The organism is Photorhabdus sp. HUG-39, assembly GCF_963878365.1.
Classification (GTDB): Bacteria; Pseudomonadota; Gammaproteobacteria; order Enterobacterales; family Enterobacteriaceae; genus Photorhabdus; species Photorhabdus kayaii.
Map to the genome: position 1 here is coordinate 17189 of NZ_CAWNWY010000021.1, position 15732 is coordinate 32920.

The following is a 15732-nucleotide window of genomic DNA, read 5'->3' on the forward strand; positions in this document are numbered from 1 at the left end:
GGAGTTATTTCTCACCAGGCGAAGCAATTAAAGAAAAACTCCTTATTATTTGTCCACCTTTGTTCCTCAGTGAGATAAGCAAGCAAACAATAACCCCCGCAAAAATTTCGATCATTACATAAATAAAATTTAATAATGTGATTTTCGCCCACTTCCCTAGAATTGTGCTTTTCCATTTCTAAGAGGATTCAGTCGTGAAGAAAAATAAACTTGCCATGTTGTTATCTCTTGCTTCCTTGTTTGGCGTTAATGCCTATGCCCAAACAGAGCAACCGAAGGAGGTCCCTACTGCTCAAAATGCCTTGGCAGCTCAACCTCAGCTACTGCCTAACCCTGAAAGCCCCATCCGAGCTGAAGAGAAGGAGCTCAACACTAAGTCTGAGGTAGCTTACGTCGCCGCACCTCCGCTAACCAATATGTGGGTCTATGCCGTTGGCTCGACGAATTGCGGATGGGAATACACTTCCAACTTGCCGGTGACAAACTGCAATCACGGAGGACAACAGCTCCGCGCCGCCGTTCTGGAAATTGGCTACGGCTACAATTCCTTTGCTTGGATGAACGGCGCTACACTGCCATACTCACTGTACTCTTCTACACCAGTTTGCATTACAAACGGGCACTACAATTGGCCATGTGCTGCGGGCCAAATTGTGGTTGGCTTCCTGAAAGAATACAGCCTCGATGGCTACCAGAATGGTATCTTCAGTTACCAGAACACTTCTGCTAATTGGCCTCGAAATACCATGTCAACGCAGATCAGCATTCTTTGACCTGCTAAAACCCATTTAGGCGTCTATTAAGAGGGGCGGGAAACCGCCCTTGTTTATTTTTACGTACAGGTATCGACGCCGATGGTTTAGCCTCGTAATTAGGCAAATATATAAAATTAATTTAAAAGTTTACCTAGGTGAATTTCTCACAAATTATTTCCGTTAGGCTCCCTCTGTAGGAGTGCCTGTACCCAGTAATAAAGTCATTAATCAACGAATGGTATAACGAATGCACAAAATAATATCGCTCGTGGCTTGCAATAATACACCTGATTAATCTCTTAAAGCTTCTTAAGGTTTTTCACCTAAACTTTGTACCACGAACTCCCTTGAATACTTAACGGCGGCCACTCTTGGCTTTCAGTGATAGGCGCCGTAGCCGTAAGGTCCCTGGCTTGCTGTAACATCCGCTCGACCAAGTTGGTCAACAGCTCAGCATCCAGCCTCTCCAACCATTCACGGCTCCAAAGCAGAGTCTCTCCCTCACCACTACGGCTCAGTTGCAATGTTGGCCAATCGGCCAGTGTAGCCAACGAACAAAGTTCGACATCACCTAGTGGAATAAACAAAGTTACCAACTCATCGCGTTGGCGGATATGCAAACTAAAAGGGCCGAGAGGTAGATCGAGCCCCTCCGAATGCAGAGACTCTTCGGTCTGCCCAAGGCGTCGGCACAGTTCCGATAATAAGGCATTGAACATAGTTACCCTGGTTACCTTTTATGGTTGTCAAACACAGATTCAGTCGGCGGCCACAGGTTAGCGATCGGAGGATTACTCGACGTGCCTTGCAGTTTACCACCTATGGTCGCAGCCCAAGGATCGATGACATATGCCTGGGAGCCCCAAGTTTCGGGTTTGCTGAGCTCACTATTGGGATCACGACCGACCACCACGAAGCAGTGGGTCTGGCTATGCCCCTTGGCGCCACGATGAGCGACTACCTCAATGCGCTGCTGGTCATCTTGATTGTGCTTCATCAGTTCGGCTGCCGCAGAGTAGGCTAAAGTGGTGCAACAACCAGCCTGAGCTTGAGCGACCCGGGCGGCGATAGATTGCAGTTGGTTGAAACTGACGTTGCCTTGTCTAGCGGCGATAGCCGCCATGTTGGACATCATATTGGCCTGGCTGTTACCCCTCAGGCGGTCCGGGTTGTCATTGAATAACCTCAATCTCTCCATGATTTGCTGATAATGAGGATTCTGCTTGCTAACGAAAGTGCCGGCATCAGTGCATGCGTAAGTTCCCATCTTCTGTAAAGCTGGCATAGCCTGCTGCAACATCGCTTGGGGACCGGCCGTCATCACCTTTGGCTGGAGAGTGCGCACCACAGCGCCTTGTTCTGCCAGAGCCTGTTTAAGCTCGGTAAGGCGGGAGCTACGGGCCGCCACCTCTTTAGGGTGGTGGTTCTCCCAGTGCTGGATAGCATCCTGCACCCGTTGGGCTTGCGCACTGTTGGGAGCACTCTGCAATTGGCGCAGTTCGGTGATCAAATGCTTGAGATCCGAACTCTGGAAATGCAAAGGACCTCGCCGAACAGACTGTTCGAACAAGCGGTTACCTTGTTCGAGTAGAGGAGAAGATGCCGTGTGCTGAGGAGCTTGCGTTTGGCTAAGCGGTGTATGGCCGCCAATATGCTGAATATGCATTATTCTTTCCAAAATAGGTTGAGTTGATTAAGAGTATCTTAGTATTTCTCCTACCCTGCTTATGTAAAAAAGTGACCCGATTTTTATCTATTTTAGGTGTCAGAAGAGAAGGGTTATCCGGGGATAGATGCCCAGAATTATTGAACCACAACAGTTCATACTGGACGAAGGATTATGGCGAACTTTACTTATTAAACCGAGATGATCTAACAATGATAATGTAGTGTGGGGATACAAACTCAATATTAAAACTTGCTTACTCAATTTTTATACAGAAAAATACCGTATACGTTAATTTGCCGTATTTAAAGAGGAATGATAATGACTGCTATCGCTCGATTTGATTTAAAGATGGACACAGATGAAAAGGAAGTTATTTCTCGCGCCGCAGCTTTAATGGGCACAACAATGGCTGCATTCGTGCGCACAGCAGCTAAAGAGAAAGCACGTGAGCTATTAGATAGAGACTCTCGCATAACAATGACAGTCCAGGATTTTCAGGCATTCACAACCGCTTTGAATGACGCTTTCGCTCCCAATGCTGCTTTACAAAACGCAATAAATGCTGCGCGCAAGGTGAAACGTGTTTGAAAAGCAATTCCTTGATCCAAGCTAAGTAAATCAGTAAATTTTATGCAATAATATATTAATTTCAACTTATTTTAATTAATTTATCCGGTAGATTCACATAATAAGAATTCACTCTTTATAACAATACTGCGAAAAAAATATGCTCTTACTAAGCAACATTTCTTAATAAGAGCCAATGATTAAGGACGAACACCCAAAGTATGACAAATTGCATAACTCAGTTCTGCACGGTTTAAGGTATAAAAATGAAAATCCTTCACACCTTCGCGGCTTAAAATCTTCACCATATCCATTGCGATAGAAGCACCAACTAAATTTGCGCTTTCAGGATCATCATCCAGTCCATCAAACATTCTGGTCATCCAACTTGGAATACGCACATTGGTCATTACAGCAAAACGTTTAAGCTGACGGAAATTGGATACCGGCAAAATTCCCGGTACAATTTCCACATCAATCCCGGCAGTCACACAGCGGTCACGAAAACGTAGGTAACTTTCCACATCAAAGAAGAATTGAGTAATAGCACGGTTCGCCCCCGCATCAATTTTTCGTTTCAGGCTAATCAGGTCAGCCTGAGAACTTTTTGCCTCAGGATGCACCTCAGGGTAAGCCGCAACGGAAATATCAAAATCAGCTTCTTTCTTAAGTAATTCAACCAGATCAACTCCATACATTTTAGGTTTTTCACCGTTTTCCGGTAAATCACCCCGCAAAGCCACAATATGGCGAATACCATTTTTCCAATAATCACGGGCAATTTCGCACAATTCATCGCGACTGGCATCAATACAAGTAAGGTGCGGAGCCGCTTCAAGGCCGGTTTTTTCTTTTATTCCCTTGATTATGCTATGGGTACGATCACGCTCGCCAGAGTTAGCACCATAAGTAACAGAAACAAATTTAGGCTTGAGGGTGCTCAGACGACCAATGGATTTCCACAGGGTTTTTTCCATCTCGGCTGTACGCGGTGGAAAGAATTCAAATGAAACACGGATCTGTCCTTCCAGTTCAGCCAGATTCTGATTCAGCGCCTCGCGCTGATTTGCGTGAAAAAAACTCATATCCTGCACCTCGTTAACAAACGGAATAATTTCCCATCTTAATAATTTGCCAGTTACTTTTATTTGCACATCTAAACACCTATACGTTTAGACGTCTAAATAAAATGAGGGATCGGCATTTTTTAGTCAACAACAAAGTTGAGTTAAATCGGTGAGGAATATTCACCCTGAATCGGAAAAAAATTCATCGAGGAATCTTTAGTAGATCGATGCCTAAAACAGCAATGAGGAAAGATGCCCTGTTCAGAGCATCCACCCTCTCGTTACCTCAAATATCAAGCGAAGGAAATCACATTTGATCAATCAGTGGAGGCTAGAAAGCTTAAAGCAGTTGTGACAAGCGGTTAAGATCAGACTGAATCGCTCCGGCGGTCACGTCACGACCAGCCCCCGGCCCACGGATCACTAACGGATTATCACGATACCAACGGCTCTCAATCGCAAACACGTTGTCGCACGGTAGCAAAGACGCCAATGGGTGATCAGGACGTACCGCCTCAACACCCACCTTTGCCTTACCATTCGCATTAAAACGGGCAACATAACGCAGCACCATGCCCATTTCCTGCGCCGCGGCTAATCGCTGCACCATCTGCTCATTGATAGCACCGCTATTATCAAAGAATTGTTCAATAGAGCCTGACTCTGCGTCTTTCGGCACCAGTGACTCAACACGCACTTGCTCTGGCTCAATCTCATACCCTGCTTCACGGGCAAGGATAATCAATTTACGCATCACATCCTGACCAGACAAATCAATGCGCGGATCAGGTTCTGTCAATCCCTGTTGCCACGCCTGTTCAACTAAATCACTAAACGGCACTGAACCATCAAATTGCAGAAACAGCCAAGATAATGTGCCGGAGAAAATGCCACTAATGGACAAAATGGTATCACCACTCTCCCGTAAGTCCCTTACGGTATGATTGATAGGTAAGCCAGCGCCAACTGTTGCATTGTAAAACCAATGGCGACCTGTTTTGGTAAATGCATCACGAATGAAACGATAATCACTGCTATTGGAAGCACCCGCAATTTTATTGGCACTGATAACATGGAAACCATAGCTGGCGAAATCGCTGTAACATCGAGCTAGTTCTTCACTCGCCGTCACATCTAGGATCACCAAATCGTCATAAGGATGCGCTCGCATCCACAGAAATAATCCATCAACATCATATTCTGTCGCTTCGTCATCAAAAAAAGCTAATGCTCGACTAGCATCAATCCCTTGATAGTCGAGTAAACTCCGGCGACTATCCGCCACACCGGCCAGAACAAATTCAAAATCACTGCGAGCCGAAATGTTTTTCTGCTCACGAGCGAATAACTCCAACCAACGAGAGCCAATATTTCCTTTACCAAACAAAATCAGACCAATCCGCTTTTCAGCCCGGAACAAACTCTGATGCAACCCCTGAATCACATGTTCAGTCTGATTAGTCCGCAACACAGCGACAAGACTGATACCATCCTCCGCATGCCAGATAAATTCTACCGGCTGATCTTTAAGTTGCTGATAAAAACGGTGGCAATGTAATGGGTTCTTGCATACACCAGCTCCAACCAGTGCCACCAGCGCCAAACCTTCTCTAAGGGAAAGTTTCCCCGGAAGCGTAGCATCTTCCAGCACACCCAATGCACTATTCACCACTTCGGAAGTGTAACAGAGCTGAATCAAATTACAGTCTAGATGGATACCTGTCGCCAATGGACGAATTTGTTCTCGCTTTAGCAACAGATCAATATCTTTGTATATCTGTTTAAAATCATGATGAGCGGCCACATGCAACTCAATTAGGCAAACATCATCATGACTAGTAACAATTTTTGCGCCAGTCCCAGAAGCCAAAACCCTTTCAATACGCGTTGATCCTTGCTCCGGTTGGTAGCTGCAACGTAGTAGCAAATCAATATCACTGAAGGAAACAGGCTGTAAGGTACGAGCATGCAACACGGGTGCGGCAAGACGAGCAAGTTCGCTAGCTTCATCTAAGCGTAATAATGGTAACAAACAGGCATCTTTGACTTTTCTCGGATCAGCACTGTAGACACCAGCAACATCACTCCAGATGGTTACCCGCCTCGCCCCTGCCAAAGCCCCAACCTGAGTTGCGGAGTAGTCACTGCCATTTCGCCCCAATAACACCGTTTCTCCATCATGATTACTGGAGATAAAACCGGTCACCACCAGTCGTTTATTTAGGTTTTGTGTTAACAACTGATTTAGCAATGGTTGGGAAAGGGTAACATCAATTTGCGGCTGAGCTGCCCGTTCCGCGCGTAAAAACTGGCGAGCATCCACCCAAGCGCTAGGAATACCCTGAACTTCAAGCACAGCCGACATCAAACGCGCGGACCAGATCTCTCCGTGCCCCACCACTTCTGCATAAGTCACATCACTAACGGGTTTATCCAGTAATGCACTTAGCTTTTCAAGATCGGCAATAAAACGCTTCACCAACTCTTCAGCAACAGTTTCAGGTAGCAAACCTCTAATCAGATCCTGCTGATAACGGCGCAGAACCTGCTGTACCTGATGGGCAGAAATACGGTCGCTCTGGCTAAGTTTAAGCCAATTAATTAACTGGTTAGTCGTGCTGCCTGCCGCGGATACCACCATTAAATCACCGGGTTGGCTGTAATTAGCCATAATCTTGGCCACCCGTTGATAACATTTCACATCCGCGAGACTACTTCCACCAAACTTATGTAATTGGCGGTCATTTTCCGCCGTTGCAACTACCAGTGTACTCATGGTCACTCCTTTACTACTGCCTGAAATGCATTTTCCAAATCAGCGATTAAATCCTGACTATCTTCAATACCCACAGAAACACGCAATAGTGAATCCGTAATCCCCGCTTCCGCCCTTGCCTGTGCTGACATGCCAGCGTGAGTCATGGTAGCCGTATGAGAAATTAAGGTTTCCACACCGCCCAGTGATTCCGCCAAAGTAAATAACTTTAACTCAGACAGAAAACGGCGTATCGCCTGTTCACCACCATCGAATTCAAAGCTTATCATTGCGCCAAAACCAAATTGTTGCTTACGAGCAATTTCATGCCCAGGATGATCTTTCAAAGCAGGATAAAAAAGTTTTTTCACTAACGGTTGCTGTTGAAGATAATTGACGATCTCCAATGCATTCTTTTGCTGTAACAGGACCCGTGGCGATAAAGTGCGCATGCCGCGCAACAGCAGGTAGCTATCAAACGCCGCACCGGTCACACCAATATTATTCGCCCACCAAGCGAGTTCCGTTGCAACCTCTTCATCTTTTGCAATAATAGCTCCGGCAATCACATCAGAATGTCCATTAAGATATTTAGTACAGGAATGCACAACCAGATCTGCCCCCAATTCCAACGGCTTCTGTAGTACAGGGCTCAGGAAAGTGTTATCAACAATGACTGTCGCCCCTACCTCATGGGAAAGCTGGCATATATGAGCAATATCGACAATACGCAATAAAGGATTACTGGGCGTTTCAATCAATACCAACTTTGGTTTTTTGGACAAGACTTGCTTTAATGCCTGTTCATCACTCTGATCGACAAAAACCACGTCATAAGCACCGCGTTTAGTCTGGCTGTCAAATAAACGGTAACTGCCACCATAACAATCATGAGGCGCAACCAACAGATCGCCAGGTTGAAGGAAAACCGTGCATAACAGGTGAATGGCTGACATTCCACTGCTGGTCATGATAGCACCCGCTCCCCCCTCCAGCTCAGCTAATGCCTGTTGCACCATATCTCGACCCGGATTACTCCTGCGGGAATAATCATGTGTCCTTGGCTGATTAAAATCAGTAAAATTATATGTGCTGGAAAGATATATAGGCGGAACAACACAACCATACTGTTCATCATTATTCAGCCCATTGCGAACTGCTATTGTTGCCGGCTTGCGTGTCATATCAGCTACCACTATCTGTCATAAATTAAGTCAGGGAAGAATATCCGCTACCACAGTAGACGTCAATACATCTAGACATCCAAACCTCTTTACGGTTAGATTAGACAATGGGATAATTATTCATCATAACTAATGGTGCTTTATTTATTAGTAGCCATTAGTTTATCGCATATACTATAACTGTATAATTGATAAGGAAATCACGATAAAATGGCAATATGTCACAACGAAAGCTGGTGCTGTTATCTGGCTTAATTTTATGATTTTACGACTATTTAAGGTACCCCATGGCTGAGTGGAACGGTGAATATGTCAGCCCTTATGCTGAACATGGCAAAAAAAGCGAGCAAGTGAAGAAAATCACAGTTTCAATTCCTTTGAAAGTGTTGAGAATCCTCACTGATGAACGCACTCGTCGCCAGGTCAATAACCTGCGTCATGCAACTAATAGTGAATTGCTGTGCGAAGCATTCCTGCATGCATTTACTGGACAGCCGCTGCCCGATGATGCTGATTTACGTAAAGAGCGTAATGATGAAATCCCAGAGGTAGCCAAAAAAATCATGCGGGAATTAGGTATTGATCCTGATACCTGGGAATATTGATAGTAGCGAAAAAAACTCCTGTAAAAATTCAGGGATTTTTTATTTTGGCTAAAATGCAAAACGCCCGATGCAAAACACCGGGCGTTAGTACCAGTCGGCCTGTCATCATGGACAGGCTCAATTCTGCAACTATTTGCTGACACCTGGAACATTGAAACGTTTCTTAAAGCGATCAACACGACCACCAGTAGCAACATCACGTTGTTTACCCGTATAGAATGGGTGGCATTGGCCGCATACGTCTAGGTTCAAAGCGTGACCAGCGGTAGATCTGACTTGTATTACATTACCGCAAGAGCAGGTTGCAGTAATTTCTTCATATTTAGGATGAATACCTTTTTTCATGGGATAACCTCTGTTAAGGCCGTGTCGCTATCCAGCCCTGTTGCCGCCAGACACCACACGTCGTGTTGATAAAATGAGTTTGGTATCTTCCATACCAAAGGCGGCGGATCATACAGAAGATCTGCCTATCTCGCAATGAAATCCACTCAACACCTATGGTACTCTGTAATCAATTTTTGATTACATTCTAATTTACCCATTGATTTTACGGAATAATTTTATGGTTGTTATTCAGGTTGCTCTGCCTGTCCCTCTTACCCGCTCTTTTGACTATCTGCTACCCGCAGAAAGTCAATTACCCGTTGCAGGAATGCGGGTAACAGTCCCTTTTGGCAAACGTAAAGCGATTGGTATCATCACTGGGATAACTGACAACAGTGATATTCCGGCAGAACAACTGAAAACCATAGAATCTATTCTCGATACTCACTCTTTATTTCCAGAAAACCTTTGGCAATTATTGCTCTGGGCATCCAATTATTACCATTACCCCATCGGTGAAGTCCTGTTCCATGCATTGCCGGTGCTGCTTCGTCAAGGAAAACCCGCGGAATCAACTCCACTATGGCAATGGCAAGTCACGCCAACAGGCGCTGAATTACCGCTAGCGCAACTGAAACGCTCGCCAAAACAGCAGCAAGTACTGGCAACCCTACGCCGTAAAGCAATATATCGCCATCAGATTACAGAACTGGAACTGAGCGAAAGCGCTTTCCAATCGCTCAAAAAGAAGTCACTTATCGATTTATACCCTGTGCAACCTGAATCTGAGAACTGGCGAAATCACTTCCAAATCACCGGCGAACGCCTGAAATTGAATACCGAACAAGCCACAGCAGTTGGTGCTATCCGTGCAGAAGACCAGCAATTCTCTCCCTGGTTACTGGCGGGCATCACCGGATCAGGTAAAACAGAAGTTTATCTCAGTGTGTTGGAAAATATTCTGGAGCAAGGTAAACAAGCGCTGATACTTGTACCGGAAATTGGCCTGACACCACAGACCATCCGTCGCTTCCGTGAACGTTTCAACGCACCGGTTGATGTTCTTCATTCAGCCCTGAATGACAGTGAACGTCTTGCTGTATGGCTACGAGCGCGACAAGGTGAAAACGCCATTGTCATCGGTACACGCTCAGCCCTATTTACCCCTTTCGCCTGCCTTGGCATCATCATTATTGATGAAGAACATGACAGCTCTTATAAGCAACAGGAGGGCTGGCGTTATCATGCCCGTGATTTAGCGGTATTCAGAGCAAAAAAAGAGAATATCCCGGTGATCATGGGCTCTGCGACCCCAGCACTAGAAACACTTTACAATGTGCAACAAGGCAAATACCGTACGCTAACATTGTCCAAACGGGCAGGTTATGCTCAGCCAGCGACTCAGCATCTGTTGGACTTAAAAGGCTTACCACTCAAAATCGGGTTATCTCAACCACTAATAAAACGTATTGAAGAACATCTACAAGCCAATAATCAGGTCATACTTTTCCTTAACCGCCGCGGTTACTCACCTGCCCTACTCTGCCATGAATGTGGCTGGATTGCAGAATGCCAACGCTGTGACCATTATTACACGCTGCATCAATACCATCGTCAGTTACGTTGCCATCATTGTGACAGCCAGCGCCCCGTTCCCCGTCAGTGCCCGCAATGCGGTTCTACTCATCTTCAACCTGTTGGCCTTGGCACAGAACAGCTTGAAGACGGTATTTCAGCCCTATTCCCTAATGTACCCGTTACCCGCATTGACAGGGATACCACTAGCCGCAAAGGAACACTGGAACAACAACTGGCTGACATTCACGCCGGAAATGCCCGTATACTGATTGGCACCCAAATGCTGGCAAAAGGTCACCATTTTCCTGATGTCACACTGGTCGCGTTACTCGATGTTGATGGTGCCTTGTTTTCAGCAGATTTTCGGGCAGCAGAACGTTTCGCACAACTTTATACACAGGTTTCTGGTCGGGCTGGTCGGGCTGGTAAACGGGGAGAAGTGGTTCTTCAGACTCATCATCCTGACCATCCATTACTGCAAATTTTGCTCAATAAAGGCTACGATGCTTTCGCTATTCAAGCTATGGATGAACGCAAAAGTGTGTTTTTACCACCATTTACCAGCCATATTATCTTACGCTCAGAAGATCACGATAATCAGCAAGCACCTGCTTTTTTACAACAACTGCGCTTGCTTTTTGAACACCACCCTTTGCGGGATGATAACTTATGGATCATGGGCCCGGTTCCTGCATTACAGTCAAAAAGAAGTGGTCGTTATCGTTGGCAACTATTAATTCAACATCCATCCAGAACTGTTTTACAAAAAATCATGGCACTGGTTTATCCACAGATAACAGCTTTACCGCAAACCCGAAAAGTGAAATGGAATATCGATGTTGATCCAACTGACAGTTAGTAATTAATCGCCTCTATTTTAAAACACATAACCTGAGCAGATTAAACATACTCTTATTTGCTATTTAAAAAATCACACCCAACAATCCGTAACCAATGAAAAATTACTCACTAATTTGCGAGCCATATCGAATAAATGATTTATATCACACTTTTTTACAAACTAAGGAATAAATGAATTTGCCAAACTGTTTAGAATGATCCCTTAATAACATTGTCATAACCTTAAACCGCATGTCGTTACTTTCCTTAAAGTCACTGACGGTTTCCCGGCAACCAGAAAATGACAATCATTTAACTAATCAGTCAGGAAATGAGGAGTGAGTTTTGGAGCAGAAAAAGAATGGCACCTCCGCAACAATGAAAGATGTCGCTGAAGTGGCTGGCGTTTCTACCGCAACAGTATCGAGAACACTCATGAATCCAGAAAAGGTTTCTTCCCAGACCCGACAAAAAGTGGAACAAGCTGTACTGGCTGTGGGCTATTACCCAAATAATTTATCCCGTAATCTTAAACGCGGTGAGTCAAAAACTATTTTAGTGATAGTGCCAAATATCAGCGATCCCTTTTTCACTGATGTGATTTGCGGCATTGAAGAGACAGCGGAACAACATGGCTATCTGGTTTTAATCGGTGATTGCCAACATCAGCAAAAACAGGAACACGCGTTTCTCAACCTGATTGTCACCAAACAAATTGATGGTCTGTTGCTACTGGGTTCGAATATCCCGTTTGATGCCAGCAAAGAAGAACAAAAAAACCTACCACCAATGGTAATGGCAAACGAATTTGCACCAGAGCTAGAACTGCCGACTATTCATATTGATAACCTGACCGCCGCATTCAATGCGACTCATTATCTACAAACATTGGGACATAAACGCATTGCCTGCCTCTCCGGTCCAGAAAATATACCGATTTGCCGCTATCGCCGTCAGGGATATATCCAAGCATTGCGTCGCTCTGGTGGGACAATTCGTGAAGATTATATTGTCCAAGGTCACTTTACCCATGAAAGCGGCGCAAAGCTGACTGAACAGTTGCTCTCTCTGCTGGATCCCCCTACAGCCATCTTCTGCCACAGCGATGTTATGGCAATTGGCGTGATGTGGCAGGCTAAAAGAATGGGCTTAAAAATACCGGAAGATTTATCAATCATTGGGTTTGATAACTTAAGTCTCGCCACGTACAGCGATCCGCCGTTGACAACCGTTGGACAGCCCAGTTATCAAATTGGTCACAAGGCAATGTTACTGTTGCTAGATCAAATCCAGGGTCACACAACTTCAGGCGGTTCTCAGTTACTGGAATCGGAATTAATTATTCGGCAAAGCACCTGTTCGCCTAAAAGCTAGGCAAATAACCGCAGGTTAAGTAACATATCGTTTATTTTCTTTTATTTAAATTACTCAGCGAATTAGACAGTGGCACAACGAGATTATGTGAGTCGCGGGCGTTCAAACACCCGCCGTAAAAATACCGATAAGAAAAAACACCAAGCCCAGGGGCTGCCAAAAGCAACGCTGGTCATCGCGATAGCCTTAGTCGTTATCTTTATTGGTGGCCTTTACTTTATTACCCACAATAAACAGAAAAGCGAACCAGAAATACTGCCAAAACATTCTCAGCAAAACAATGGATTACCACCAAAACCAGAAGAACGTTGGCGCTATATCAAAGAATTGGAAAATCGCCCCGTTGGCATCGAGACACCACGTGATCCCTCATCCGGGGGGCAAAGCAATTCACAAACTCAGCTGACCGCAGAGCAACGGCAGTTACTTGAACAAATGCAGGCGGATATGCGCCAACCGGCGACTTCACTACCAGAAGTGCCATACAATGGCGTTCAAGTGCCGCGTTCACAAGTGATCATCAAGCCATCAACGGAAACACAAAAACCGCTGGAAACAAGGCCACAACCTCAACAAACGTTACCACAACAACCCATGCAGACTCAGCCAGTTCAGCCACAAACTCTACCACCGGCTGAAACCAGTAAACCTAAGCCCGTAGAAAAGGCACAGCGTATGATTTTACAATGTGGTTCATTCCGCAATATGGACCAAGCTGAATCAGTACGTGCCAATCTGGCATTTGCGGGTATTGAAAGCCAGATCACAACGGGAGACGGCTGGCATCGTGTTGTTCTTGGTCCCTACAGTAAAAACACCGCAGAAAAAATGCGGGAACGTCTGAAAGGCGCTGGCGTATCAGGTTGCATTCTCCGTGTTACTGGGGGTTGAAAAATGATAATTCTCCCCCATCTATACTGCTAACACCGTGCACACGGTATTTTCGATAGCCGTATACCCTATGGGAAAGTACCATGCGTCACATTTATCTATTTTTGTAACCAAGGGCTTACTCGTGACTACAATCGTAAGTGTTCGCCGTAATGGCCAAGTCGTAATCGGTGGTGATGGACAGGCAACGATGGGTAATACCGTCATGAAAGGCAATGTCCGTAAAGTTCGCCGCCTCTATAATGACAAAGTAATCGCGGGTTTTGCCGGCGGTACAGCAGACGCTTTTACTCTGTTTGAACTGTTTGAACGTAAACTTGAAATGCACCAAGGGCATCTGACCAAAGCAGCGGTTGAGCTTGCTAAAGACTGGCGCACTGATCGCATGCTACGCAAACTGGAAGCTCTGCTGGCAGTCGCAGATGAAAATACCTCCCTGATCATTACAGGTAACGGCGATGTCATTCAGCCAGAAAATGACCTCATTGCCATTGGTTCCGGTGGCCCATACGCCCAATCTGCCGCACGAGCAATGCTGGAGAATACCGATCTCAGCGCCAGACAAATTGCAGAGAAAGCGTTAACCATTGCCGGTGATATCTGCATTTATACCAACCATAATCACAACTTCGAAGAACTTCCTTCAAAAGCGTAAGGGTAGATAGTATGTCTGAAATGACTCCACGCGAAATTGTCAGCGAACTTGACAAACACATTATTGGTCAGGACAAAGCGAAACGCGCTGTAGCTATCGCACTCCGTAACCGCTGGCGTCGTATGCAGCTAGATGAAACGCTGCGCTACGAAGTAACACCTAAAAATATCCTGATGATTGGTCCGACTGGGGTAGGTAAAACCGAAATCGCCCGTCGCCTGGCAAAACTGGCAAATGCGCCGTTTATCAAAGTCGAAGCGACAAAATTCACCGAAGTTGGCTATGTTGGTAAAGAAGTCGATTCTATCATCCGTGATCTGACCGATGCCGCGGTTAAAATGGTCCGCCTGCAATCCATCGAAAAAAACCGTTATCGGGCAGAAGAATTGGCAGAAGAGCGTATTCTGGATGTCCTGATCCCACCAGCCAAAAATAACTGGGGACAAACGGAGACGCAAGTCGAGCCATCAGCCGCACGCCAGGCATTCCGTAAGAAACTACGTGAAGGTCAACTTGATGATAAAGAAATCGAGATTGATGTTGCTACCACACCTGTGGGCGTCGAGATCATGGCGCCTCCGGGTATGGAAGAGATGACAAATCAGTTGCAATCTATGTTCCAGAACCTTGCCGGTCAGAAACACAAATCTCGTAAGCTAAAAATCAAGGATGCTTTCAAGCTACTGATCGAAGAAGAAGCCTCTAAACTAGTTAACCCGGAAGAATTGAAACAACAGGCTATTGATTCCGTTGAACAACACGGTATTGTCTTCATTGATGAAATCGACAAAATCTGCAAACGAGGCCAGACTTCAGGCCCTGATGTTTCCCGTGAAGGTGTTCAGCGTGACCTGTTACCATTGGTGGAAGGTTGTACAGTATCCACTAAACACGGCATGGTAAAAACAGACCACATCCTGTTTATCGCCTCAGGTGCATTCCAGGTTGCCAGTCCTTCCGATCTGATCCCTGAATTACAAGGGCGTCTGCCAATCCGAGTGGAGTTACAGGCACTCACTACAAAAGATTTTGAGCGTATTCTGACTGAACCGAGTGCATCCCTGACGGAACAGTACAAAGCACTGATGGAAACGGAAGGTATGATCATCAGTTTCACGGATGATGGCATTAGCAAAATTGCAGAATCCGCATGGCAGGTAAATGAATCGACCGAAAATATCGGGGCCCGTCGCCTACATACTGTGCTTGAGCGGCTGATAGAAGATATCTCCTTCGAAGCCAGTGAACGTCGTGGTCAGTCAGTTGATATTGATGCCGACTATGTTAAAAAGCATCTAGATGAATTGGTTGCAGATGAAGATCTGAGCCGCTTTATCCTATAATCGGTATATACGATTTCTGATCCGCTATACCCTATGGATTTCAAGATGCATCGCGACGGCAAGGGAGCGAATCCCCGGGAGCATAGATAACGATGTGACCGGGGTGAGTGAGTGCAGCCAAC

General features: G+C 45.5%; 14 protein-coding genes. 8 read left to right on the plus strand and 6 right to left on the minus strand.

Annotated elements, in window-relative coordinates; all coding sequences use genetic code 11:
* The first annotated feature begins 194 nt into the window (after nucleotides 1-194).
* Nucleotides 195-773, plus strand: coding sequence for a YolA family protein (locus AAC155_RS14290; RefSeq protein ID WP_113042968.1), 579 nt, complete (start codon nucleotides 195-197; stop codon nucleotides 771-773).
* 305 nt (nucleotides 774-1078) lie between these two features.
* Here AAC155_RS14290 and AAC155_RS14295 read toward each other — a convergent pair whose 3' ends face one another.
* Nucleotides 1079-1474, minus strand: coding sequence for a type III secretion system chaperone (locus AAC155_RS14295; protein ID WP_113042969.1), 396 nt, complete (start codon nucleotides 1472-1474; stop codon nucleotides 1079-1081).
* An 11-nt stretch (nucleotides 1475-1485) separates the two neighbouring features.
* On the minus strand, nucleotides 1486-2421 hold the full coding sequence (locus AAC155_RS14300; RefSeq protein ID WP_113042971.1) for a hypothetical protein: 936 nt from the start codon (nucleotides 2419-2421) through the stop codon (nucleotides 1486-1488).
* 321 nt (nucleotides 2422-2742) lie between these two features.
* Between AAC155_RS14300 and AAC155_RS14305 the strand changes: the two genes are divergently transcribed.
* Nucleotides 2743-3012: a type II toxin-antitoxin system TacA family antitoxin gene (locus AAC155_RS14305; RefSeq protein ID WP_158536575.1), complete on the plus strand. Its 270-nt coding sequence runs from the start codon at nucleotides 2743-2745 to the stop codon at nucleotides 3010-3012.
* 179 nt (nucleotides 3013-3191) lie between these two features.
* On the opposite strand, the gene metF is transcribed toward AAC155_RS14305, so the two are convergent.
* From metF to metB, 3 genes are all read right to left on the minus strand, one after another.
* Complete coding sequence (metF, locus tag AAC155_RS14310; protein ID WP_113043071.1) at nucleotides 3192-4076, minus strand: methylenetetrahydrofolate reductase; 885 nt, start codon at nucleotides 4074-4076, stop codon at nucleotides 3192-3194.
* A gap of 322 nt (nucleotides 4077-4398) precedes the next feature.
* Nucleotides 4399-6834: a bifunctional aspartate kinase/homoserine dehydrogenase II gene (locus tag AAC155_RS14315; RefSeq protein ID WP_113042976.1), complete on the minus strand. Its 2436-nt coding sequence runs from the start codon at nucleotides 6832-6834 to the stop codon at nucleotides 4399-4401.
* Nucleotides 6835-6836: 2 nt separating this feature from the next.
* Nucleotides 6837-7997, minus strand: a complete 1161-nt coding sequence (metB, locus tag AAC155_RS14320; RefSeq protein ID WP_113042978.1) for a cystathionine gamma-synthase — start codon at nucleotides 7995-7997, stop codon at nucleotides 6837-6839.
* A gap of 287 nt (nucleotides 7998-8284) precedes the next feature.
* On the opposite strand from metB, the gene metJ reads away from it, so the two are divergent.
* On the plus strand, nucleotides 8285-8602 hold the full coding sequence (gene metJ, locus AAC155_RS14325; RefSeq protein ID WP_113042979.1) for a met regulon transcriptional regulator MetJ: 318 nt from the start codon (nucleotides 8285-8287) through the stop codon (nucleotides 8600-8602).
* Nucleotides 8603-8731: 129 nt separating this feature from the next.
* Here the strand turns inward: metJ and rpmE are convergent, their stop codons facing one another.
* Nucleotides 8732-8947, minus strand: coding sequence for a 50S ribosomal protein L31 (rpmE, locus tag AAC155_RS14330; protein WP_112878949.1), 216 nt, complete (start codon nucleotides 8945-8947; stop codon nucleotides 8732-8734).
* Between the two features lie 220 nt (nucleotides 8948-9167).
* Here rpmE and priA point away from each other — a divergent pair, with 220 nt between their 5' ends.
* The 5 genes from priA (at nucleotide 9168) to hslU (ending at nucleotide 15610) form a co-directional block, all read left to right on the plus strand.
* Nucleotides 9168-11366, plus strand: a complete 2199-nt coding sequence (gene priA, locus AAC155_RS14335; RefSeq protein ID WP_113042981.1) for a primosomal protein N' — start codon at nucleotides 9168-9170, stop codon at nucleotides 11364-11366.
* A gap of 326 nt (nucleotides 11367-11692) precedes the next feature.
* Nucleotides 11693-12721 carry a DNA-binding transcriptional regulator CytR gene (gene cytR, locus AAC155_RS14340; protein WP_113042982.1) on the plus strand — a complete coding sequence of 343 codons (1029 nt, stop codon included), beginning with the start codon at nucleotides 11693-11695 and terminating at the stop codon, nucleotides 12719-12721.
* A gap of 69 nt (nucleotides 12722-12790) precedes the next feature.
* Nucleotides 12791-13612, plus strand: coding sequence for a cell division protein FtsN (gene ftsN, locus AAC155_RS14345; RefSeq protein ID WP_113042984.1), 822 nt, complete (start codon nucleotides 12791-12793; stop codon nucleotides 13610-13612).
* Nucleotides 13613-13736: 124 nt separating this feature from the next.
* Nucleotides 13737-14267, plus strand: a complete 531-nt coding sequence (hslV, locus tag AAC155_RS14350) for an ATP-dependent protease subunit HslV (RefSeq protein ID WP_036780122.1) — start codon at nucleotides 13737-13739, stop codon at nucleotides 14265-14267.
* A gap of 11 nt (nucleotides 14268-14278) precedes the next feature.
* Nucleotides 14279-15610 (plus strand): HslU--HslV peptidase ATPase subunit, encoded by a 1332-nt coding sequence (hslU, locus tag AAC155_RS14355; RefSeq protein ID WP_113042985.1) that lies wholly within the window; start codon nucleotides 14279-14281, stop codon nucleotides 15608-15610.
* Nucleotides 15611-15732 lie beyond the last annotated feature (122 nt).